The organism is Clostridium sp. AM42-4, assembly GCF_003480105.1.
Taxonomy (GTDB): domain Bacteria; phylum Bacillota; class Clostridia; order Lachnospirales; family Lachnospiraceae; genus Brotaphodocola.
Window position 1 is genome coordinate 74,109 of the sequence record NZ_QUIK01000013.1, and the last position, 23,720, is coordinate 97,828.

A 23,720-nucleotide genomic window follows, 5' to 3' on the forward strand; every position below is an offset into this window, starting at 1 on the left:
TGATAGCGTACCAATATCATCTTCAACAATAACCCCTTTGTTTTTGTCGATATTTACATTGGTAAAATTACTATTCTAGGACCAAACTTTTATAAAGAAAGGAGAAAATCATATGGAAAAAATCAAGTTTAATGATTCGTTATTTGAATTGGTAGCGAATGGCTACCAGCTGCAGCAGGACGGCGGTCGCATTGTCTTTCGGCCAGGTGAAGCAACCTTTGAAGAAGCTGAGGCTGCTGTATCTGCCGCAAGCTCGATCATGCTCCTGGACGATGCCGGAGAACCGTTGGCATCTCGGAGAGATCTGGTATATGCCGGCCGCATGACCAGACAGTCTGATTATGTGATTGGTACAAAAAAAGAAGAGACCGGAGCTGATGAGGATGGCAGCCCAATCTACATCTACAAGGATGTGACCGGCACAGTGATGATAGCAGAGTTTCGGCTTCCAGATCTCAGAGAAGCTTATAAATCTCTGGAAGAAGAGATGACCAACGCTCAGATGGCCATTGTAGAACTCTATGAAGGGGGCGAGGCATAATGGCAAGAGTGTATGCAGATCTGGTGCGCAAGGGCAGAATTGCTCTCGATGCTGTACCAAAAAAGCTTAGAGCAGATGTTGAAAACATTTTAAACGGTGCCACCCGATAGTTGGCAGAAAGGACTACAAATGAGTATGAGTATCAAGCACAGAACCGAAACCCCGAACATCCCTTACGGCCCAGCAACCGGAGTACCGACTCCGGAACCGCACAATAAGGCCTTAAGTACCGGCCCGGATCACGAGTACCGCAAGGACAGCACACCGGGCACTGCAGATCATGCAGAGCCGAGACATGTGCAGGGCGGCCCCGGACATAAGGAGTGCGATCACGAGTAAAGGAGATTTATGATGGTAGCACTGATATTTCAGTACATAGCCGCACATTGGATAGAATGGCTGTTTGCGGCTATCTCCGGAGCTCTGTTCGCGGCATATCGCGGTTTATCGAAGCGATTAAAGACCGAAGTGGTAAAGAGCCAAGCTATTAACGCTGCAGTACTGGCACTGCTCCATGACCGCCTTTACCAGGCGTGCCAGTTTTACATAAGCCGTGGATACTGTACGGTGGGAGACCGGGACAACCTGGAGTACATGTTCAAACCGTACAAAGCTTTGGGTGGCAATGGAACTGGAGAGGAACTTTATAACAGATGTCTGGCCCTGGAATATGGGCCAGCAGAAAGAGAGGATTAAGATATGATGGATTTTGGCATTGCCAGTGTAGCGGCAATTACGGTGGTTTGTTATCTGGGAGGCATGGCCTGCAAGGCCTCCGCTAAAGTCAAAGATGAAGTCATTCCGGTGGTATGCGGAGTGGTCGGTGGTGCCCTGGGCGTTGCTGGCATGTATGTGATGCCGGACTTCCCGGCAGCGGATGTAATCAATGCGGCGGCTATCGGCATTGTGTCCGGTCTGGCCGCAACTGGAGTGCACCAGGTGGTTAAGCAGGCATCAAAAGCGTAGAAGGAGGTGATCCGGATATCTCCCGCTGGCAGTCTGGGTGATGGCTGCCATTGCGACGTCGCAACAGGGCGGTTTCGTGCCGCCCTTACACATAATAAAGAAGAGAGGACAAATTGATGATGAAAGCCATGTTATCTCAGCCGATGGCTGGAAAAAGCGAAGAAGAAATCAAAGTAACCAGAGAAAAGGCAATCAAAGCACTGGAAGCTAAGGGATATGAGGTCGTAAACACTCTATTTACAGATGAGTGGTACAGTGATGAGCACATGAAGGAGCGTGGTGTGGTACAGATTCCGCTTTGCTTCTTGGCAAAGAGTTTAGAAAAAATGTCTCTGTGTCACGCAGTTTACTTTTGCAAGGGCTGGGAACAGACGCGAGGCTGTCGGTTAGAGCATGATGCAGCAGTAGCATATGGTCTGACTGTCATTTACGAAGAGTAGGAGGGAGTATTTCATGAATTTTACAGAAGCATTTAAAGCCATGAAACAGGGTGCAAAGGTAAAACTTCCAGGCTGGGGAGGATACTGGTACTGGGATCCGGAGAAGGAAACAATCATGATTCAGTGCAGACCACAGGATTCTGATAAGGGCGAGCTCCTGGATATCAGGGAAACGCAGCGTGTTGAATACACCATGCTGAACATGCAATCGGACGAGTGGGTGATTGCTGATGAAAGTAACTGTCCGGTACTTGGCGGCATTGCTGCATTTTCATTTGCAGATGCCATCCGGTATCTTAAACGAGGATTGAAGGTGGCACGACAGGGATGGAATGGGAAAAAACAATATATCCAGTTAGCAACAGCAATCTCCTACAAAGCGGCTGACGGTGAGATTGTAAATTGCAATCATGACGCTATCGGAAACAAGGCAATCGCGTTTGTTGGCACTAGTGGCGTACAGATGGGATGGCTTGCATCACAGGCAGATATGCTGGCGGACGACTGGGTGTTTGCAGAGTAAAGGAGAAAAAATCATGGAAAACAAAGAATTTATTGCATTATGCAAAAAGCATGTGATGGATTATTTTAATGAGAATGCGGACAAGACCGATCGGAAGCGAATCAGTGAAGATGATGTCTTCGTTGTTTGGTCCTGCAAGACTCTTCAGAATCATAAGGCACTGCTTAGTACGACTGTTTCGGACGGCATGTACTACGAGCTTACATACAATGGAGACAAGCATGAGCTGTATTTCGATGCCTATAAAAAGTGGCAGAACATCTGTTTCGAAGTAAAGGAGTGATACCATGAGAGACATTTCGCTTTGTCACCCGCGCCTTCAGCGCATTGCATCCGCCTGGATGAAAGCCTGTGCCACCGAGGGCATCACCGTAGCCATCAGCGAAACCCTCCGCACCGCCGCAGAGCAGGATGCTCTTTATGCTCAGGGCCGCACCAAGCCCGGTAACATCGTGACCAACGCAAAAGGCAGTAGCTACCGCTCACAGCACCAGTGGGGTATCGCCTTTGACTTTTATCTTCGCATGGATATCGACGGGGACGGCAAGATCTCCGATGATGCCTACAATGACAGTAAAGGTCATTTTAAGCGGGCCGCCGAGATCGCCAAAAAACTGGGCCTTGCCTGGGGCGGTGACTGGAAGAGTATCGTGGACAAGCCACACCTTTATCTGCCGGACTGGGGAAGCACGCCTACCGCGCTGATCCAGAAGTACGGCACACCGGAAGAGTTTATGGCTACCTGGGTGCCGGAACAGGTTAAGACCGGATGGCAGCAGGAGGACGGTGGCTGGCGGTTTTACTTCCGGGATGGCAGCGGCAAGCATGTGGTCAACGCCTGGTACCGGGATGAGGATAAGTGGTACTGGTTTGATGGCGCTGGCATGATGGTCCATGACACCTGGTACCGCTACAGTGGTGACTGGTATTATCTTGGATCTGATGGCGCTATGGTCAAGGGACTGCAGACTGTTAGTGGCAAGTGGTATTATTTAGGCGATGACGGCCGGATGGCCACGGAGTCGGTTACTCTCACGCCGGATCAGGACGGGGCGCTGCAGTATCCAGATATTATAGTGTAAATGAGAAAAGGTCGGAAATACTTCCGGCCTTTTATACGTTAATAGTAATTTTACCAATGTAAATATCGACAAAAACAAAGGGGTTATTGTTGAAGATGATATTGGTACGCTATCAAGTCCATCACAACTTATTCATTGCGGTTTTTATAGGTTTGACTATTGTAGTGCGGATGTAAATAGCAAGCTTGATCCTGGTAAAGGTGGTTTTACTGATTATACGACAGGTGATTTCCATGCTCTTTTAATGAGTAAAAATAATTATTCAAACGGCTGCTCATATGGTACTTTGATTGTAACTTCACCTCGTTTTTCTGGTAAATTTTGGATAGGTAGAATCTGGAATTATAAATTTATAGATTGGTATAAGTTTTCTGGATCTTGATTTTAATTATGCAGGCATTGCGCCTATTGGTGTATAGTTGCAGAACTGTATATAGACGGAATAATACCGTTTGGGTGATATGGTTAGCAAGTGAAAATAGTAAGTATTAGAATAACTACCACAAAGCAATCCAATGAACAGTCCATTGTCCGTTACCGTTTCCTATTTCTACAGGTGTGAGAGTAAATGAAAATTCTGAATTATTATAAGAGTTTATAATAGCCACACCATAAAAATAACCATATGTATGTATCGATAAAATAACTGCGCGTGGTGAATTTGCATGTTGTTTCAGAAAACTAACAGTTTTGTTTATACTCTGCTTATTAGATACAACACCAATCTTAGATGTACCATATTCAATATTACTATTGGCATCCGGAACTGCGTAGTGGTAAAATGTATATACAAGAACATAGCCAAAGGGTAAGGCAATGGGATACAGTAAGAAGCATAATGTAAATGTTCGATTCATTTATTCGAGTTATGCGAAATGGTATGATTATGTTTTATCTACGCCCATAAATATAGGTTCGAGTCCTATTGTTGTCATAACCTTGTGAGGACCATTAACTGCATTGAGTTATTGGTCCTTTTTTATTGCCATTCTTTCATACGATTCCATCAGTGACGGGTCATCCTGCCGCTTTTGCTATGCAAACAAAACCATCATGGAAATGTTAGGATAACCAAAAGGAGGGCGAAAAGGTGAATGCAGGGAAATTAATTGAAACAGTAACGGTGCTGATCGGGCAGCAGTATGATCTGGAAATGATGATTGCCTGGCTGAATGAAATCGAAGGACAGGTTTTAGACCAGGTGGTGAACCGGGCCCAGGGATATGATATTGAGTTTAATCCATTTACTGAGGAGGATATGGAGCGTGAGTTGGCGGTGCCGGACCGGTTCCAGGATGTGTATATCAATTATATCCGCGCGAAGGTGGATATCGCAAACCAGGAAACGGAGCGCTACAACAATGATGCCGCCATGTTTGATGCTGCATGGAAGGAGTATGCAGCCTGGCATATTAGGAATAATCTTCCGAAACCGGCGCGGAAATTCAGAAACTATTGAGGTGACAAATGAGATTACCATATTTGAAAGCAACATCGCAGCAGACGGAAAAAAGCATCGGTTCCTTTCTGGGAATCAATAAAAATCTGGTGATTCAGGAAAATGAGTTTGTAGACATGAAAAATATGTCTTCCGACGCCTATCCGGCAATATCAGTACGCCAGGCGCGCGGTGATGTCACAAAAACGATAACGAAGCCGAATGGCCTGTTTTACAAAAATGGTTTGATGTATGTGGATGGCACGAACCTGTATTACAAAGATAAAAAAATTGCAGATGTCACGGATAGCCGAAAGCAGATAGTCGGTATCGGAGCTTATGCCGTAGTGTTTCCGGATAAACTCATGTACAACACGCACACGGGAGAACTTAAGACCATGGAAGTAACGTGGCAGCAGGCGAGTGCAGCCACATTTGCCCAGACGACCCAGGGATCCACACTGGTCAAGATTAGCTGCACTGGCATCGGAAAAATGTTTGCTCAGTATGACGGTGTTGAAATCAGCGGATGCACGAACGCGGATTTTAATAAATTTATCATCCTGCAGGAGGTATCGGATAATTATGTGATTGTGATCGGCAGTTTATCGGCACAGTTCACCCAGGCCTCCGGACTGACAATAAAAAGAACCGTGCCGGATATGGATTTTGTCTGTGAGAACGAGAATAGGTTGTGGGGGTGCTCCAGCGAGAATCATGAAATCTATGCGTCGAAGTTGGGAGACCCGGCCAACTGGAATGCTTTTGAGGGTATATCAACGGATTCCTATGCTGTCACGGTAGGATCTGATGGAGATTTCACTGGTTGTGTTTCCCATCTGGGATATGTGATCTTCTTCAAGGAGGATACAATTCACAAGGTTTTTGGCAACAAGCCTTCCAACTACCAGGTGTCCACATCCTCACCCGTGCGTGGAATAGCGAAAGGAATGGAGCGGACAGCTTGTATCGTAAATGAAACGCTGATCTATGCAGGCCGGGATGATATCTGCAGCTATGATGGAGCACAACCAGATTCCGTGGGAGATGCGCTGAAGAACCTTGAATTTGTTGATGGAGTAGCGTCATATCATAAGGGAAAATATTATGCATCCCTGCAGGCAGGAGGCTCCTGGGGGCTGTATGTCTATGATCTGAAACGGACCATATGGACGAAAGAAGATGCCCTTCATCTGGTTGATATGGTTTATGGAGATGGTGAGCTGTATTGCGTAGATGAGAAAGGAAATCTTTTCGCAGTCACAGGAAAACGGCAGGAAGTGATTTCATGGTATCTGGAGAGTGGAGATTTACTGGAGGGGACGATTGACAATAAACACATACGGAAACTTCGCTTTCATATCCGGATGCAGCAAGGTACAGAGGTTTCGGTGCTGATGCAGTATGATGATGATCCAGAGTGGCACCGTGTAAGTACGTTTCGATCTAAGACATATCGAACGCATGTTGTTCCGATAATCCCGCGGTGCTGTCAGAAATATCGGTATCGTCTGGAAGGCTGCGGAGATATGCAACTGATCGCAATCGGCAAGGTAATCGGATTAGGAAGTGATGTGAATGTCAGTATTTAAAGAGCTGGTGTTGAGCAAAGAAGAGGACAAGAAATCTCTAGTAAAAAAACTGTATCGGTTCAGCGAGGACTTGAAATTCACACTTTCCAATCTTGACGAGGACAATTTTTCCAGAAGCTTCTTAGACTGGGAGAGTGAAAAGAAATCATTAACCAGGACCATCAAACATGATGCGGATGAACTGCAGATAAAATTTGAAGATCTGGAAGCGGATTCTTATGGGGAGCTGGAACAGTCGGCTGAATATATAAAATTATTGGTAAATCGCGGAAGCGTGGTGGAGACTATGCTGTCAAGAATGGAATTGTACGGCGAACACATAGATCTGAAGACGGGGCATGTGACGATTGATGCCAATAATATGAAACTGGATGCGGCGGGGAACGCTATGTTTTCAGGAACTATAACGGGCGGGACAATGCATCTGGGAAATAACTTCGCGGTCGACGCATCGGGCCATGCCGTTCTTCAGGGAGATTTGAGGTGCAATTTACTCAATCCGAAAAAGAAAACGACGGTGGGCGGCGATGTTACAGTAGAAGGAAGCGAAGGATATGGAGGCTGCACTGTGGGAAGGACCCTTACCGGATCAGAGGCTTATATTGTGGATTCACTGAGCTGCAAAAAGGTAACGGAAACATCGGATGCACGAGTAAAGACGAATGTGACAACACTTTCGGCACCGGATATGACAGCCATATGCCCGGTTTTCTGGCATTTTAAAGCAACAGGCAGGGAGAGTATCGGATTTATTGCCCAGGAGCTTGATAAGCCGGTGAGACAGCAGAAATCATTACGTGTGGAGTATGGAGAGATGGGGGCTATGTGGGTAGCTGCTATCCAGGAGAATCAGCGTCGCATTGATCGGATCAGAGGAAAGATAGAAGGGAGGGAGTAGATGTCATATTTTAGCGCGCCGACGTTGGCAAAAGATCCGGACATGGCAAAGATCCGAAGCTATATCATGCAGCTTAATCAGCAACTCCAATATAGCCTTTCAAGCTTGGACCCGGAAGACAATTTTTCTCAGGAGTTCCTAGTAAGCTACCAGGAAACGGACAAAACTATTTCGCAGCTAGAAATCAGCATGAATGGCTTCATGTCAGAATTCAAGAACCTGGAAGCAGGGGTATCCACTCAGATCAGCACACTGAATAACGAGATTAAATTGAAAGTATCAGCAGAAGAACTGTGTTCGGAAATTTCCATGGCACCTGGAACCATAGCATTTAAGACCGGATATTTAACGATTGATGCAAAAAACTTTAAATTATCCAAAGATGGCACGGCGGAGTTTTCCGGGAACATTACAGGGGGATCTATCAATATCAATGACCGCTTTGTTGTCAGCGAAACTGGCAGCACGAAAATTGACTCTGGAGCATACACGGGATCCATCCAGTGTAGCGGTCCGCTGGCAACGGAAACATTGATCACTTATGGAAACTGTGACGTAGATGGATCAATAAGCTGCCAGCATATGAAGGTGACAGGCACAGTAACATGCGAGACTTTGTATCAGTCTTCGGATGAACGGCTAAAAGAGCATATTGAGGATATTCCGGAAGAAACAGCACTGAGGATTGTGCTGGGACTAAAACCGGTTGAGTTCTCGTATATAGGGAACGAAGAGCGGCAGATAGGATTTTTGGCCCAGGATGTAAATGCGCTGCAGGAAACCATCGGAACAAATTTGCCACTCACAGATCTCGGAGAAGATGGGTATTATAGAATCCCATACAGCAGCTATGGTGCTTTGTATGCTGGAGCAATCAAGAGCCAGCAGCGGCAGATTGAAGAATTGGAGAGAAAATTACAGTGAAATATTTTATGTATGATGAGATCCAGGTGCGGACATTGGCAGAAATCCTGAGCAAAATCAGGGTTGAGGGAGTGCAGCAGGCGCGGTTCCTGGTCATGATTGAGAACATTTTGGATAAAGGAAAACTGATGGAAAAAGAGGAGGAAAAACAGGATGGCACTTGCAACAGTACAGGGGTATCTGAAAAGAAAGATGAGTCCAGTCATAACGGTGGGGAAAAGCAGTTCGAGCAGTGGACCGGGTGTAACAAAGAATCAGACACCTGCGGCAACGATAAAACAGGAGGCAACACCAAAACCGACTCCGGCAGCATCCAGGGCATTTCAGGCTGCAGCAAGTCCGAATACGGGGAGTGGTTCGACGACTTCAGGCGGTAGCCAGTATCTGACTGGATACACTGCCAACCCATTCGCAACGTCGTCAATAACGGATCGTTATCTGCAGAGACTCAATAAGCTGGAAAAAAATGCGCCGGGAAAGTTTCAGAGCCAGTATTCCAGTGATATTCAGAACATCATCAACAGCATTAAAAACCGGGAACAGTTTAAGACGGATGATGTCTTCCAGAGCGACCTTTACACTACCATGCGGCAACAGGCCATCCAAAACGGCCAGAAGTCCATGCGGGATACCATGGGCAGCGCACAGGCAGCAACCGGCGGTTATGGAAGCACCTATGCGCAGGCAGCGGGGCAGCAGGCTTATGATAATGCCCTGGCAAACTTTAACAACACAACGCTGGATATTTATGATCGCGTCTATAACCAGTACCTGCAGGAGGGCCAGGAGCTGTATAATCAGCTGAATATGTATAACAACCAGGATTCCATCGACTATAACCGCTATCGTGATACGGTTGCAGATTATCAGACTGACAGAAACTATTATGCCGGTCGTTATGACTCATCCTGGAATCAGGATATGACCGCGTATCAGCAGGATCAGGCCATGCAGCAGTGGGCGGAGAACTATGCTTACCAGAAGACTCAGGACGCCTTGGCACAGCAGAACTGGCAGACACAGTTTGACTATCAGAAACAGCAGGATGCCCTGGCACAGCAGAATTGGCAGGCTCAGTTTGATTACCAGAAGGAGCAGGATGCAAAGCAGTTGGCCCTGGCGTATTCTAAAGCGCGTTCAAGTGGTTCTGGCAAATCGGGATCATCAAAGAGTAAAAGTAAGGCTTATAGCAGTGATGATTTAGTTAAGTTCGCAAAGGATTTACTGAATGAAAAAGACAATCGAGGTGGACGCTTGTCAAAATCATATTATGTAAATGATGCGTCTGGAGTAAGCAATATACTGCAGCAGTACCTTGGAATTGATGCGGATACAGCAGCGAAAGCGGTAACGGTGGCGCAGAAAGATAGCAAAAACAAAACGGATAATAGCTATACATACCGTAAACCGAGATAGGAGAGGATATGTCAGGAAAGTTGTTCAAACAGTATAAGGAAGATCAGGGAACCGGAAATAGCAGTCTTTATAAAGCGTACAAAGGTGCGATGGATTCTGGTCTGAGTACCGGGAATTCCACTATGGACCGTTATATTGAACATAAACGCCAGCAGGAAGAAGAAGCAAAAGAACGAAAGCGGCTTCGAGACGTAAGAGTAAATCGGGAGACAAGGGAGAGGCAGGTAAAAAATGCGAGTTTAAATAAAAGCAGAGCCGCTATGACTGATTTTATGCGGCAAGAGCGAGAAAAGATTCAGGGGGATCATACGGCAGAAGCATCCCAGGCTCGGTTATTCAGCAAATCCGATACGATAAAAATGAAATCCTTGGCTGAAACGGCTAAAAAGAAAAGGGACAATGAGAGACAGAACTACTTAGAGAAAAAAGCGAATGATGCAAAGGGAGTGGCTGAATATGGACCATTCAGGGACGGAACTGTGCACATTACGCCATACGAGGATATTAAGAAGCGCGCAGATTTTCAGACAGGGGCTTATCAGGGGGCGAAAGATGATCGGAATCCAATCGGAACTGGAAACACTATGAAAGGATTCTGGTCAAATGCTGCAGATGGAACGATGAATCCGTTTCTTATAGCCGCACGGGCAGTGAAGCAGTCCAACGGACTGTACAATCACAGCTTTCAGTCCATGACCGATGACCAGAAAACCATGTATAACTATCTTTATCACCGTTATGGCGCGGATCAGGCAGATCGGTACGCGAGTGCCATAGATGATGAGCTGAATGTGAAAGCAGGACGCCAGGGAGCAGAAACTGTATCAAAAATGGGCACTGTTCCTGCTGTGGGTCTCAATGTGCTTGCGAGTACAGCAGCAGGATCAGAACGCGCCGTCAAGGGCCTGGGACAAGCCGTGGACATGGTAACCGGAAATTACGAAACTGCCCCGGTATCAAATTTTGATGGTTACCTGCAGCATCTGCAGAAGAAGAGCTCCGGAGCGGCCAGAATTGCTTACGATTTGGCAAACTCTACCGGATTCATGCTGCCGAGTATGCTTGTGGCACCTGCAGCCGGAGTAGCCATGGGAGCGTCAGCCGGTTCTGTCTTGGGTTCTGCCATGTTCGGTGCGGCTGCCGGCGGTAACTCCTATGCAGATTCTATCCGGGAAGGTCAGGATGTTGAGAGGGCGCAGCTTTACGGTGCGCTGAATGCTGCAAGCGAAACTGCAACGCAGGCATTCCTCGGTGGCCTGAATAATGTGAGCCTGGGGCATCCGAAAGTAAAGAGTGCCATTGATACAGCAGTGCGGAAAATGGTATCCAATCCAGCGGTGCGGGATCGCATGATACAGGCAGCCGGATATGGCGCGGATATGGCAGCAGAGGGCTTACAGGAATACATGCAGGAACTTCTGGACAAGGCCAGCCGGAACAAGCTCTTCGGTGAGAAGAACAAGATCAGCCTGGCAGATCCGGAAGCATGGTATGCAGCCATGCTCGGTGCGCTGAATGCCGGAGTTCTGAATGCTCCGGGAGCAATCGCACAGGAGCTTGATTATCGTTCTGAAGGGAAACGAAATGTACCGGACTATCAGGATTTTGTGGAAGGAATTGATACAGATAGTACATATGCAGCGTTTGAGACACAAAAGGAAGCCAGAGATCTTCAGGATCTTGCGCGCAGATATGCCGAACGCCAGGGAAATGGTGAAAGTATAAGCAACCGCGAAAATGGCAGATTCCTGGAAAGAATGGCTGAATTTGCGGGAAATGTTCAGCAGGACAAAAAAATTTCGCAGAATCAGGAGGAAACTGTACAGAATCAAGAAAAAAATGAACAGATCCCACCAGAGAGTGCGCAACTTGTGGAAGATAATATTGATCTGGAAGACGCAAGTCCAGAACAAATTAATCCGGAAGAACAGGTGAACACTTCGGAAAAACCGAACACTTCAAGCAAGACCAGTCAAGGCGATCGGGAATTTCTTGACGAGCTTTCCTCAAAGTACGGCACATCCGGTATGAATGCGTATCTTGATAACTACGATCACACAACAGATTTGAACCAGTATTCAAGATCATTTGACAGAGTTTACGATGCGGGAAGATATGGACTCAGAATGGAGGAAGGAATCCACCGTGAGGCACTTTCCACATTGGGCCGGGACACACTGGAGAAGATCTGGCTTGCAGGAGCAGAAGACCGTAATGCTGATATCAGCAAAGTGGACGAGAAAACCGGAGAGCCGTTGAATATGACAAAGGGAGATCCACGCACTGGAGGACTTGCGTCAGCAGTCGAGAATGCAACGCCTCAGCAGAAAACGGTAGCGACCTATATGGGCGAACGAACTGGTTTACAGATTGAGCTTGTAGATGGCATGGATCAGAGCGGAACCACGGCATCCTATCAGAAAGGAAAAATTACGCTTGATGTTAATAGTAAAGACTTTCTTGGAAGCATGGGCCATGAACTGACACATTTCATTCGCGAAATGGATCCGGACAACTACCGGGCATATTCTGAGACCGTGGCTCAGGCTATCATGAAGTCAGAGGGGATGGATTTAGAAGAGGGAATCAATTCATACATCGACCGGTATTTAGCCCAGACGGGACAGGAATTAAACAGAGATCAGGCGGTGGAGGAAATGGTAGCAGATGCTTCGCAGAAATTTTTCAATGATGAAGAATTTATAAAAGAGGTAACTGCAAACAAAACACTGGGACAGAAAATTCTTGACTTCATCGATGATGTAATTGATGCGATCAAGAGCCTGATTAAAACCGGAAGCACCCGTCAGTCAGCTAAAGCCCTGGAAGAGAATATGGTTTACTTCCAGAGGGCGAGACGTGCCTATATGGCAGGACTGGAAGCAGCAAGCGAACGGTATAAAGCTGGATATGATGTTGTTGGTGATACCAAGACAAAATACAAATTAAATGAATTTGGATTAGAAGAATATTCTGATAATGATAAGGCGAGATATGCAAATGGCAGTATACAGTTCTGCAATACAAAAGAGGACATAGTTGAGTTTTGTGAGAAACATGTGCATAAGAAACCGTACGCAAGATTATACATGGGAAAGATTGGAACGGAACTGGCAGCTAAACTGCACCGGGATGTAGGGTTAGAGTTGGAAGGCTATAATGTTGCGATGACGAGCGAATTTGAAAATTCTCACGCAGACAGCAAAAAAGAAACTACTAGGGGACAGATACCGGTTACGCCTGAAATGATTGCAGATATTCCAGAAATTATTAGTTCCTATGATAAAGTAAGCAGCGCTGGGACAACTGAAATGGGTAAGCCTGCGCTAAAATTTGAGAAAAATATAAATGGAAAAAGAGTTGCAATAGAATACGTTTCTGATAAAAGGAAAATGCTGACGCTGCAAACAATGTATGCATGGGGCGAAAAAAAAGGGAGCGTCCCCACAGCGACAGATATCAGTGTAGCACCGATCCCCTCAGACACGTCCAAAACGCTCAGTGGTATAGCTCCTACTAATAATATAAAACAATCAGAACAGGAAATCAAGACGAAATTCCAGCTAAAAGACCCAGTTGAAGAAACAGATACCCTAATTGCCGCTCACAATCTGAGCGAAGATAAGCTGATGAAGATGCTGGAATATGACGGGATCCCAATGCCGTCCATTGCCATTACGAAAGCAGCGCAAGGCTGGGATAAGTTCGGAGATATTTCTTTGATTTTCCGAAAAGACACGATTGATCCGGCAAATCGTAAAAATAAGGTGTATGGTGCTGATGCCTGGACACCAACCTTCCCGCGGATTGAAAACGATATCAATGAGGATGTTTACTACAGAGCATCCAGGAACGTTGATAAGACCATGGACGGAAAGATGCCAGATTATCTCAAGCAGGAAGCAAAGCGCTTTATCCAGACGCAATCTGGAGATGCAGAATATAGCGGTGTGGATGGCGTTGTGGAGGCGGCGAAATATAATATCGGAATGAAGGCTGCCTATCTTGCATCAAAAGGAATCCAGGTGCAAGATCGCGCAAAACAGGTAAAAAAACCAAATATCTCTCCTGAGGCAGAAAATCTGTATAAGAGTATCTTGAACAAAATTCCAGATCAGGATAGAGTAAAAAAGATATTGAATTCTGGATATTCGCTAAAAGAAATTTTGAATGCGTACGGAAATGAATTGCTAAATGTTTATGCGCAGGCAAAAATTGAAAATGGAATGAATCCGGAACAGGCATATAAACAGGTTCAAAGTGCGAAAGAAAAGGCATTTCGGTTCGGTCATGTGATTGATAAATTCAGAAATGCTTTTAATTATCAGGAAAAGGGAGTCCTGTATACAACAGAAATCGAGCGTGACGAGGCTGGGATAAGGGAAGAAATCGAATCACAGATTGATGAAAAGGACTATGAGGATTGGATTCGCGACCTGTATGATGGTCTGGTAGTAGGTAAAGGCGTACCAAATGGAAAAGAGTATTTGACACCAAGTGGAAACCGCAGGACCTTTAAACAGCTCCATTATGATGTTACCCCGGAGAATATTGTAAAATCCATGCTTTCTCAGGGAGAGGGCGATGCAAAAAATGTCGTTGGATTTATGGGAATCAAAACGCTCAGAGCTGCAGCATCTGGAGAATTCAATAGCATTGCAGATATTCACAAGGCAGAGGGAAAAATCCAGAACTTAACCGAAACAGAATTTGCAGAAAGACAGGATGCGCTTAACAATCGCCTTATGAATGTTATCCAGAACATCATTGATCGAACCGGTTCAACGAGTTATTCTGCTATTGACAGCGTGGGAAGCCTGATTGGGGAAGCAGCTGGCAAGAAAAATTTCTCTGAAAAGGCCGTAAGAAAGGTCTTTGGTGATATTCCATACTGGAAGGTGTCAGATGCAGATATCAAAGAAATTACAGATATTGTGAATGAGGTCAAAGAAATGCCGGTTGATATGTTCGAGGCAAAACCTCAGCGTGTAGTAGGGTATGATGAGGTGGAAGCTGCTATTGTACCGGATGGAGCGAGCGAGAACGTAATGGATGCCTTGGCAAATCGTGGAATCAGAACAGTGACGTATGATCCAGATGTAGAAGGTTCCAGAAATAAAGCAGTGAATTCCGTGGAAAATATCCGCTTCCAGATGGAAGACATCGACGAATACACAAATGTAAAAGATGTCAAAAAACTTTTGAAAGAAAATAAGGATTTAAAAGAAGCGAATGAACTCCTGAAAAAAGAATTCACTCTGACAGCCAAAGAAAAACTTCGCCAGGATGATATTAAAAAAGTTTGCAGGAAAATCCTGAAAGAATATAACAGCACGGCAAAACTAGATCCTTTGGTGTCGAACGTGACAAGGTTGTTTGAATATCTCAGAAGTGGTGAAAATGTTGATTGGGATGAAATCAACAACGTTGCAACTGATATCGGAAAATCGATACTCAACAAAGCGGAACAGAAGGATGCGGCGCTGACAGAACAGTACAAGGATTTGCGCAAACAGATTAAAGATACGAAAATCATGATTACAGATCAGGATAAAGCTGATCTGGCGGCAGCAGGCGGATATAATGACTTCCGAAGAAAATATTTTGGTCGCATGAGCCTTGGAAAAACAGGTATATCTGTGGATTCACTATATCAGGAACTTGCGAGCCAGTATCCGGATCTGTTTGACGCGGATATAACGCATCCGGCGGATCAGTTAATGCAGATCGGAAATGTGCTTGATATGACTCAGCCTCAGATTGCAAATCCATATCATGCAAATATGGATGAAATGGCATACCATGTCGGTCAGGAACTTTTGCAGGAGTATCAGAATGTAAGATTGGTACCGCCTACCTTTGCAGATCGTAAAGCAGCAGAACTCAATAAAGTACGCAGGCAGTACAATGAAAAATTAGAGAATTATAAGCAGAAAACAGAAACTCAGTATTCTGCGCTCTTGAATGAAGCGAGACGGGAAAATGCTGACATGCAAGAGGCTCACGCACGGGACCTTTACTGGCAGAAAGAAAAATTCAATTCCAGAATGAAGGAGCGCCGGGATGCTCTTGCGAAACGGGAGGCAAAGGAAAACGTTATAAAGGAGAGCACAAAGCTCCGTAAATGGCTTCTGGAGCCAAACGATAAACAGCACATTCCGGAAGAACTTCGGACGGTGGTAGCAGATTTTCTCAGCAATATTGATTTTTCTTCCAAAACAGAATACAACGGCGTAAAAACGCAAAGAACCTTAGCGTGGGAGGAAGCTCTGAAAGCATTTAATAAAATCAAGGAATCCGGACAGATAACCGATCAGGATGGAAATATCCGTTATGTTGATGTTGATCCGGATCTCGCAAAAAGAATAGAAGAGCTGACCGAGAAGACGAAAGGAATTGACCGGCTGGAAGAACTGAGCGCCTATGATATGGAAGAATTGTTGAATACTGTGCGCTCGATGAAATCAACCATAACAGAAATCAATGCTTTGAAGACGAATAAGAAATATGGTGAAGTGAGTCTCCTTGCAGAGAATGTGTTTGCCGATACAGATATGATGAAAAATAGGAAGGAATTCCGCGGACCGCTCAGTCAAGTAGACAGCTTGCTGAATGTCAAAATGATGGATCCTGTTACGGTATTTCATAAAATGGGACCGGCCATGGAGTCGGTATATGATTCTCTGACAAGTGGCTGGGACAAGAAAACCAAATTGCTGAAAGAAGCGGAGGAATATTTTAAAAAATCTCTGGAAGAGTGCGGGTTAAAAACCAAAGACATCCGGGCATGGACCGGAAAGAATCCGGAACGACATACGTTTTCGCTCGCGGGTGGAGATATTACCCTTTCTACTGGTCAGATTATGGCGTTATATGTCCTGGACAAAAGAAGTCAGGCAAGAAAACATATTTACGACAGAAAAGGTGGTATTAAAGCGGGGGATATCGACCTGGGAGTATCACTTAAGGAAAAAAGATTGTTCCCGGAAAGACAGCGTGGGTATAAACCAATCAGAGTCACTGCTGATGATGTAAAGACCATTACAGATACGCTCTCAGCCGATCAGAAAAGACTGGCAGACAAGATGCAGCATTTCTTGGGAGACAATGCCGCAAAATGGGGAAATGAAGCATCCATGCAGCTCTATGGGTACGAAAAGTATAAATCAAAGAACTACTTCCCGATCACAACGGACAAAGATTATATCATGCAGCCAGAGGGAAATAAAAAAGAGTCTACGATTCGCAACCTCGGAATGACAAAAAGCACAAATGCATATGCCAATAATCCGATTATAGTGGAAGATATCTTTGATGTATTTACACATCATGTAGACCAAATGAGCAGTTATAATGGCTTATTGGTTCCGCTTTCGGATTTACATAAACTGTTAAATTATAAAGATGCTCGCGGGTTGAATGATTCCAGCATTCAGGAGCGCATCAAGGCAACGCTTGGAAGCAATACAGCGAAATACCTGGATAATCTGGTGGATGATATTAATGGGTCTGTCCATACCAGAAATGATACTGGAATTGCGGATATGTTGATGGGCAACATGAAAGCTGCGGCAGTAGCCGGAAACCTCCGTGTAGCGGTACAGCAGCCGGGATCCATTGCCCGCGCTTACGCAGAATTGGATGCAAAGTATATTGCTAGAGGTCTCACGAAAGGCGCAAACTGGGATATCATCACAGAGTATGCACCGATCGCTCAGTGGAAAGACTGGGGATTTTACCAGATGCAGGTATCCAGACGAATGAAGGATGTGCTGATTGATACGGATAGTGAAAAGGACCGGTTTGTCAATAAAACGATGTTCCTGGCGGAGTTGGGCGATCAGGTAACGTGGAAACGCCTGTGGAATGCTGTTGAATACGAAACAATGGATAAACACTCGGATCTGCAGAAAGGATCAGAAGAATTTTACACACAGGTGGGACGCAGATTTTCGGAGATCATTTACAAAACGCAGGTGGCTGATTCTGTTATGCTAAGAACTGAAGTGATGCGATCAAAAGACGGGCTTGCCAAAATGGCAACAGCATTTATGGGAGAGCCTCTGAAAACCTACAACATGCTGTATCGTGCCGTTTGGGATTTGAAAGCAGGACGTATGGATAAGAAAACTGCATTGAAAAATGCGGGGCGTGTGGCAGCAGCTTTTACGGCCAATGCATTTCTAACTGCAGCAGCGGCAGCGGCTATAGACATGTTCCGGGATGATGATAAGAAGAAAAAGCTCGGCGAGAAATATAAATCACATCTGGCTGCAAACATGATTGATAATGTAAACATACTCAACAACATTCCTTACATTCGCGACGTAATATCAACCATTCAGGGAGATACTGTAAAACGGACCGATATGCAGGGAGTGCAGGATGTTTATTATGCTTGGAAGAAAGTATACAAAGTAATGAAGAATGAAGGAAGGTATACACCGCAGTATGCTTTTCTGGAAGCGGTACGATCTACCAGTGCGCTGACAGGAATTCCAATCAAGAGCATCACAAAAGACGCCTTGGCTGTTATTGATACAGCGGTAAGCACTTTAAGCGATTCGGCAGGTTATGAGGCTACAAAAACAAAGTATGGCCTGTCTCTGAGCGAAAATAAGAGTTTGTATGTCAATATGATGATGAATGCAGAAGATGCTGGAGATCAGAGGCTGGCTGATAAGATTAAAAAAGATTTGTTGGATGCTGGATACACGGAGGAAGATATCGAAGAACAGGTTAACAGAGAGGTGAACAAGGAAATTAAAGATGAAGTCGACATAATTACTGCGGCAGATCAATACGATTATACGGACACGGAAAGCAAAAAGAAATTTGAGGATGAGATTGAAAAGTATGTGGAATTAAAGAAACGAGCCGGAAAAACAGAAAAAGAAGCCCTGGCTTCTGTAAAAACAAAATTGACAGCACATTACAAAGATCTTTACCAGTCTGGAACTGCAAAAGAAAAGAACGAGATCATTACTAGGTGCAACCGGTTCCGGTACAATGGAAAAGCCATTTATAATGGAACTGAGTTTAAAAACTGGGGGAAGAAAAAAGAATCAAAATCATAATATCGATAAGCGCTTTGGGGACTATTTGGGGACTACGAATATCATAAGTTGTCAGAAGCAACCGGAAGTTAACGGAAGTGAAGTATTGAAAAATGGCTTAAAATCTAACTTTTTCAACAATAACACAAATGGTCATAAGCAAATTTCAATTTTCGTAATGCGTGGGTCGCCGGTTCGAGTCCGGCCAGGAGCTTTATAAGTACGTAAAAAAATCTCCCAAAAAGCAAGGAAAATCAAGGGTTTCCGGCTGGATGGGGGATTTTTTTATTGCATGGATGATTAAGAACGGAGTGAACAGTAAGCGAAACATTGTACAACCTTTACAAATTTGTCCATTATCATTGCTATTTTTTGGTAAAAAGAGTATACTTTAAAGCACTAAACACCAGGAGTATAAAATTATGAACACACTCTCATCCGGATATTACAGCATAGACAAAGACTATAATATCCTAAGCTATAACGACATTGCCAAACAACTGTACCCCAATCTCCAGCCGGGAGTGAAATGCTATAAGGCACTTATGGGGCTTGATTCCCCATGCCCGCCCTGCCCTGTAGCACTGGGGATACAGGGGCCAAAGACCTACCTGGATCCGATCCGTCATATTTATGAGACAGTTGATGCAGTAGAGACTGTACAGCCCGACGGTAGCAGAGGACATGCACTTGTATTCAGCACAGTAGCCGAAGGAGAAAGCCTGTCAAAGTCTATTCCCACAGGTGAGAACTCTCTCCGTCTGCTGGGTGCCATCAACCTGCTTGCTTCTGACTACATGTCTGTTTATGGCGTAAACCGGGAAACCGGGAAAATCTCCGTATATCGTTCCAGATTTACTGATGCTTTTGCGGATATTAAAGATAATGCAGACTATAAGCTGTCATTTAATTTTCTTATCCAGAAATATATTCATCCGGATGAGCGTTCCTATGTGTCCAGACACCTGAATTATGAAACCCTGCTGGAAAGACTTTCTCAGGAAGCCTCTTTCAAATTCCATTTCAGGGTTGTCACAGATACTGTCCATTACTATTATCTGCTCGTTGCCAGAAACGGAAACGCCGATGACTATCGGGATTTCGTAATTGCAGTGGCCTGTGAAGACAATGATGTGACAGCACGCAAAATCTATGAAAATCAGCTCCACTCTCTTCTGGCATCCATTACCCATGCTGCCGGCTACTTTCATCTCGACCTTACAGATGATAAGATTCTGAAGATCGGAGGCACTTCTGCCCTGGCCTATAAGATAGATGCTGATGCTTCCATTGACCATTTTATTGCAGAGACTGCTGTTTTTATACCGGTATTAAAGGACAGAAACGATTTCATCAACGCATTTTGCCGCAGTTCCCTGATGAAAAGCTACGAGGACGGTCAGGTAGAGGTCACCAGAGTTTCCCGCTGTCTCTACGATGACAATATAACCAGGCTTTCCAAATATGTGACAAGACTGCTGCTCAATCCTTCCAATAACCATCTGGAAGCAATCCTCTACGGTGAGGATGTCACCAGAACACAGGAAGCCTATGAGACACAGGTAAGTATTGTCCAGACACTGAGCAGCAACTACCTGAACGTATACCTGATCAATCCCAGAGAAAAAACTCTCTCTGTGATCAAGCAGGAAGACCGCGATGTCCCTGCTCCGGACAAAAAACACAACAATACATACCCCTATGATCTTTTCCTCTCAGACTATATCCGGCAGCGTGTATATCCGGATGACCGTACAATGCTGGAAGAATCACTGGAACTGGATAATGTAATGAGTGTTTTGTCCGGTCAGTCCGAATACAAGGGGAATTACCGGATAAATGACAGGGATGGTATCCATTACTATCAGTTCCGCTTTATCAAAAACGAAGACTCCGGTATCATTGTTCTGGGATTTTTGAATGTGGACGATGTGGTGGAATCAGAAATCAGACACCAGAAGCTTCTCAAAGAAGCTCTTGATACTGCCGAACGTGCCAATGCAGAGAAATCCAATTTTCTTTCCCGTATGTCCCACGATATGCGTACGCCGTTGAATGGGATCATTGGTCTGCTGGAAATTGATAAAAAGCACGAAAATGATATCGGAGTCCTGAAAAGTAATCGTGAAAAAGCATTCATTTCAGCCAGTCATCTGCTCTCTCTTATCAATGATGTACTGGATATGTCCAAGATCGAGGAGGGCGGACTTGTACTCAACCATGAACCTTTTGATCTGATCAGATATGAAAAAGAGACACAGATGCTGATTGATATGCAGGCACAGAAAAACGGCATTGATTTCACCGTTCATATCGCACCGGAGATATACGAACATCCCTTTGTATACGGCAGCCCTCTGCACCTCCGTCGTGCCATGATGAATATTTACAGTAACTGTATCAAATACAACAGAGAAAATGGGGCAATCCATACGGAGATCCATGCTCTCCCTTCCCATGATCATAAGCTGGTCTGCAGATGGACGATCTCTGATACGGGAATCGGCATCAACAAAGAATATCTGGAGAAGATCTTTGAACCCTTTACTCAGGAGAATATGGATGCTCGAAGTGTATATCATGGCACCGGACTGGGTATGAGCATTGCCAAAGCGCTATTTGAACAGATGGGTGGTACCATTGAGATTTCCAGTACTCCGGGTATCGGAAGTACTTTTGTGATCACTTTGCCATTTGAAGAGGCAGAAGAAACGGATATCTCTTCTGAGCCAGAATCTGAGCGAAACTCCATTCAGGGCATAAAGATCCTGCTGGCAGAGGATAATGAAATAAACAGAGAAGTGGCACAGGTACTCCTTGAAGAGGAAGGTGCTGTGGTAACTGCAGTATCCAATGGCAGGGAAGCTGTAAAACTTTTCTCCCGTCACCCCGAGGAGACATTTGATGTGATACTTATGGATATTATGATGCCTCTGATGGACGGATACGAGGCCACACGCCAGATCCGGAAGCTTGACAGGACGGATGCTTCTTCCATTCCCATCATCGCACTGACCGCTAATGCTTTTGCAGAGGATGTACGCCATGCACTGGACTGTGGTATGAACGCACATCTGGCCAAACCACTGGATGTAGAAAAAATGATCCATACGATTGCCTGTTACTGTTCAAGGGTATGCATAAGTCATTGTAAAAAGTGATGAATTTTTATTTTTTTATATTGTGGATAATCATGTTCAGCAGAAAAAACTGTGTTTATAGTTTTTTCTGCTGTTCCTTTTGCAACGGTGTACAAAGGGAACATAATAAAAAACTTAATAATGGACTGCCAATCTTACACAAAGTACCGCCCAAACGAGACTACGGGCGGTATTTTTGTATCATGGCGGAGAAAGGAGGAACTTCCCACGGGGGCTTGACTGAAAAGTTGAGCCCCTTTTTTCATGCCAAAAAACAGGAGGTAAATGCTTATGGCAGATGATAAAACCACAAAAACGCCGGAACAGCCGGTAACGGATAGCGGGCCGGGCAAGGAAACACCGCCTAATCCCCCAAAAGAGTCGGAGAAGGTTTCCGTTTCCCCGGAGCCGGAAAAAAAGACGGAACCAGAGGTAAAGACCCCACAGGTTTCTGTCTATAACTTCGCTGAAATTATGAAGGAAAAGAAAGCCGAGGAACGAGCGGCAGCTCCCGGCGTGGAAAAGCCTGACCCGGCAAAAGCGGAGAAACCGGAAAAGCAGCCGGAGGCTCCGAAAAAAGCAGAGGAAAAACCCAAAGAGCCGGAACAGCCGAAGCGCCGGGGCCGTCCCCCGAAAGCAGATAAGGACAAGGACGCAGCCTCGAAATCCAAAGCTCCCGCACAGAAAACGGAAAAGGCGGTCAAAAAGGAACCGGAGAAAAAAACGGCTCCAACGGTACAGGCCGCTCCCGCTCCGAAGGAACCCGAAAAACCGAAGGATGCTCCACGCCGGGGCAAGGAGCAGATCGTCTATATCAAGCTGAACGAACTCCACGCCTTCAAGAACCATCCCTTTGAAGTCCGGGACGATGAAGAAATGCGGGCTATGGTGTCCAGCGTTAAGGACAAGGGCGTGACCCAGCCCGCTATCGTCCGTCCCCGTGAGGATGGCGGCTATGAGATCGTGTCCGGCCACCGCCGCCAGAAAGCCAGCGAGCTTGCCGGATATGCGGATATGCCCTGTATCGTCCGAAACCTGACAGACGATGAAGCCATCACGCAGATGGTCGAGGATAATCTCAACCAGCGTGAAGAAATCCTCCCCAGTGAGCGGGCCAAAGCCTTGAAAATGCAGCTTGAGGCTATCAAGCACCAGGGCTCCCGCACTTCGGGCCAGATTGACCCGAAGGACGCAGGAAAACGCTCCAACGAAATTGTGGCCGAGCGTAATAAGATGGCGGTCAAACAGGTGCAGCGGTATATCCGGCTCAATGAGCTGGTTCCCGACTTGATGAAGCTGATGGATGAAAAAAAACTGGGCTTTACTACGGCGGTGGAGCTTTCCTATATCGGCAAGAAGAACCAGAACTATATCGCCGTTGCCATTGACAGCCAGCAGTCCTCGCCTTCACAGGCGCAGGCAAAGCGTATGCGGGAACTGGACGAAAAGAAGCTGCTCAACGGGGATGTGATCGACGGCATTATGATGGAGGACAAAAAGGAGGTAGACAAAGTGATTTTGACAGGTGCGGAACTGAGCAAGTATTTCGGCAAGGAAACTACGCCGAGGGAAATGAAGGACCAGATCATCAAGCTGCTGGACGACTGGAAGGGTCAGCAGAAGGAACACGAAAAACCGGAGAAGAAAACCGAACAGGAAAAGTAAGCTAAAACTTCGGGTCAGCATGGCCCGAGGATTGCGGGG

The 23,720-nt window shown here is 45.5% G+C and carries 17 protein-coding genes; all 17 read left to right on the forward strand.

From position 1 onward, the window contains the following. Nucleotides 1-112: 112 nt before the first annotated feature. The 17 genes from DW922_RS11570 to DW922_RS11660 all read left to right on the forward strand — a co-directional run bounded on the left by DW922_RS11570 (nt 113) and on the right by DW922_RS11660 (nt 23,681). Nucleotides 113-541: a hypothetical protein gene (locus DW922_RS11570; RefSeq protein WP_118726633.1), complete on the forward strand. Its 429-nt coding sequence runs from the start codon at nt 113-115 to the stop codon at nt 539-541. Then, on the forward strand, nt 541-651 hold the full coding sequence (locus tag DW922_RS11575; RefSeq protein ID WP_118726634.1) for a CD1375 family protein: 111 nt from the start codon (nt 541-543) through the stop codon (nt 649-651). Before DW922_RS11570 ends, DW922_RS11575 begins: the two co-directional genes overlap by 1 nt. 19 nt (nt 652-670) lie before the next feature. After that, nucleotides 671-880: a hypothetical protein gene (locus tag DW922_RS11580; RefSeq protein WP_118726635.1), complete on the forward strand. Its 210-nt coding sequence runs from the start codon at nt 671-673 to the stop codon at nt 878-880. A gap of 9 nt (nt 881-889) precedes the next feature. Beyond that, the gene (locus tag DW922_RS11585; RefSeq protein ID WP_243032203.1) at nt 890-1,237 is read left to right on the forward strand and encodes a hypothetical protein; all 348 of its coding nucleotides are present in this window, start codon (nt 890-892) and stop codon (nt 1,235-1,237) included. 3 nt (nt 1,238-1,240) lie between these two features. Continuing rightward, nucleotides 1,241-1,507, forward strand: coding sequence for a phage holin family protein (locus DW922_RS11590; protein ID WP_347560311.1), 267 nt, complete (start codon nt 1,241-1,243; stop codon nt 1,505-1,507). Nucleotides 1,508-1,623: 116 nt separating this feature from the next. Continuing rightward, nucleotides 1,624-1,947 carry a DUF4406 domain-containing protein gene (locus tag DW922_RS11595; protein WP_118726636.1) on the forward strand — a complete coding sequence of 108 codons (324 nt, stop codon included), beginning with the start codon at nt 1,624-1,626 and terminating at the stop codon, nt 1,945-1,947. A gap of 13 nt (nt 1,948-1,960) precedes the next feature. Beyond that, nucleotides 1,961-2,470, forward strand: a complete 510-nt coding sequence (locus DW922_RS11600; RefSeq protein ID WP_118726637.1) for a DUF2829 domain-containing protein — start codon at nt 1,961-1,963, stop codon at nt 2,468-2,470. Nucleotides 2,471-2,483: 13 nt separating this feature from the next. After that, nucleotides 2,484-2,753, forward strand: coding sequence for a DUF6275 family protein (locus DW922_RS11605; RefSeq protein WP_118726638.1), 270 nt, complete (start codon nt 2,484-2,486; stop codon nt 2,751-2,753). A gap of 4 nt (nt 2,754-2,757) precedes the next feature. Further along, nucleotides 2,758-3,552, forward strand: a complete 795-nt coding sequence (locus DW922_RS11610) for a M15 family metallopeptidase (protein WP_118726639.1) — start codon at nt 2,758-2,760, stop codon at nt 3,550-3,552. A 1,090-nt stretch (nt 3,553-4,642) separates the two neighbouring features. Continuing rightward, nucleotides 4,643-5,011, forward strand: coding sequence for a hypothetical protein (locus tag DW922_RS11615; RefSeq protein ID WP_118726640.1), 369 nt, complete (start codon nt 4,643-4,645; stop codon nt 5,009-5,011). 8 nt (nt 5,012-5,019) lie between these two features. Continuing rightward, the gene (locus DW922_RS11620) at nt 5,020-6,582 is read left to right on the forward strand and encodes a hypothetical protein (RefSeq protein WP_118726641.1); all 1,563 of its coding nucleotides are present in this window, start codon (nt 5,020-5,022) and stop codon (nt 6,580-6,582) included. Continuing rightward, a complete protein-coding gene (locus DW922_RS11625; RefSeq protein ID WP_118726642.1) occupies nt 6,569-7,480 on the forward strand; it encodes a tail fiber domain-containing protein in 912 nt (303 codons plus the stop codon). The genes DW922_RS11620 and DW922_RS11625 overlap by 14 nt, the downstream gene beginning before the upstream one ends. Beyond that, nucleotides 7,481-8,404: a tail fiber domain-containing protein gene (locus DW922_RS11630; RefSeq protein ID WP_118726643.1), complete on the forward strand. Its 924-nt coding sequence runs from the start codon at nt 7,481-7,483 to the stop codon at nt 8,402-8,404. Nucleotides 8,405-8,557: 153 nt separating this feature from the next. Then, complete coding sequence (locus DW922_RS17495) at nt 8,558-9,820, forward strand: hypothetical protein (RefSeq protein ID WP_154106750.1); 1,263 nt, start codon at nt 8,558-8,560, stop codon at nt 9,818-9,820. Between the two features lie 8 nt (nt 9,821-9,828). Continuing rightward, on the forward strand, nt 9,829-18,897 hold the full coding sequence (locus tag DW922_RS11645) for a hypothetical protein (RefSeq protein WP_118726646.1): 9,069 nt from the start codon (nt 9,829-9,831) through the stop codon (nt 18,895-18,897). 401 nt (nt 18,898-19,298) lie between these two features. After that, entirely contained in the window at nt 19,299-22,037 is a 2,739-nt protein-coding gene (locus DW922_RS11650; RefSeq protein ID WP_118726647.1) for a response regulator, read from the forward strand. 264 nt (nt 22,038-22,301) lie between these two features. Next, entirely contained in the window at nt 22,302-23,681 is a 1,380-nt protein-coding gene (locus DW922_RS11660; RefSeq protein WP_107001186.1) for a ParB/RepB/Spo0J family partition protein, read from the forward strand. Nucleotides 23,682-23,720: the final 39 nt, after the last annotated feature.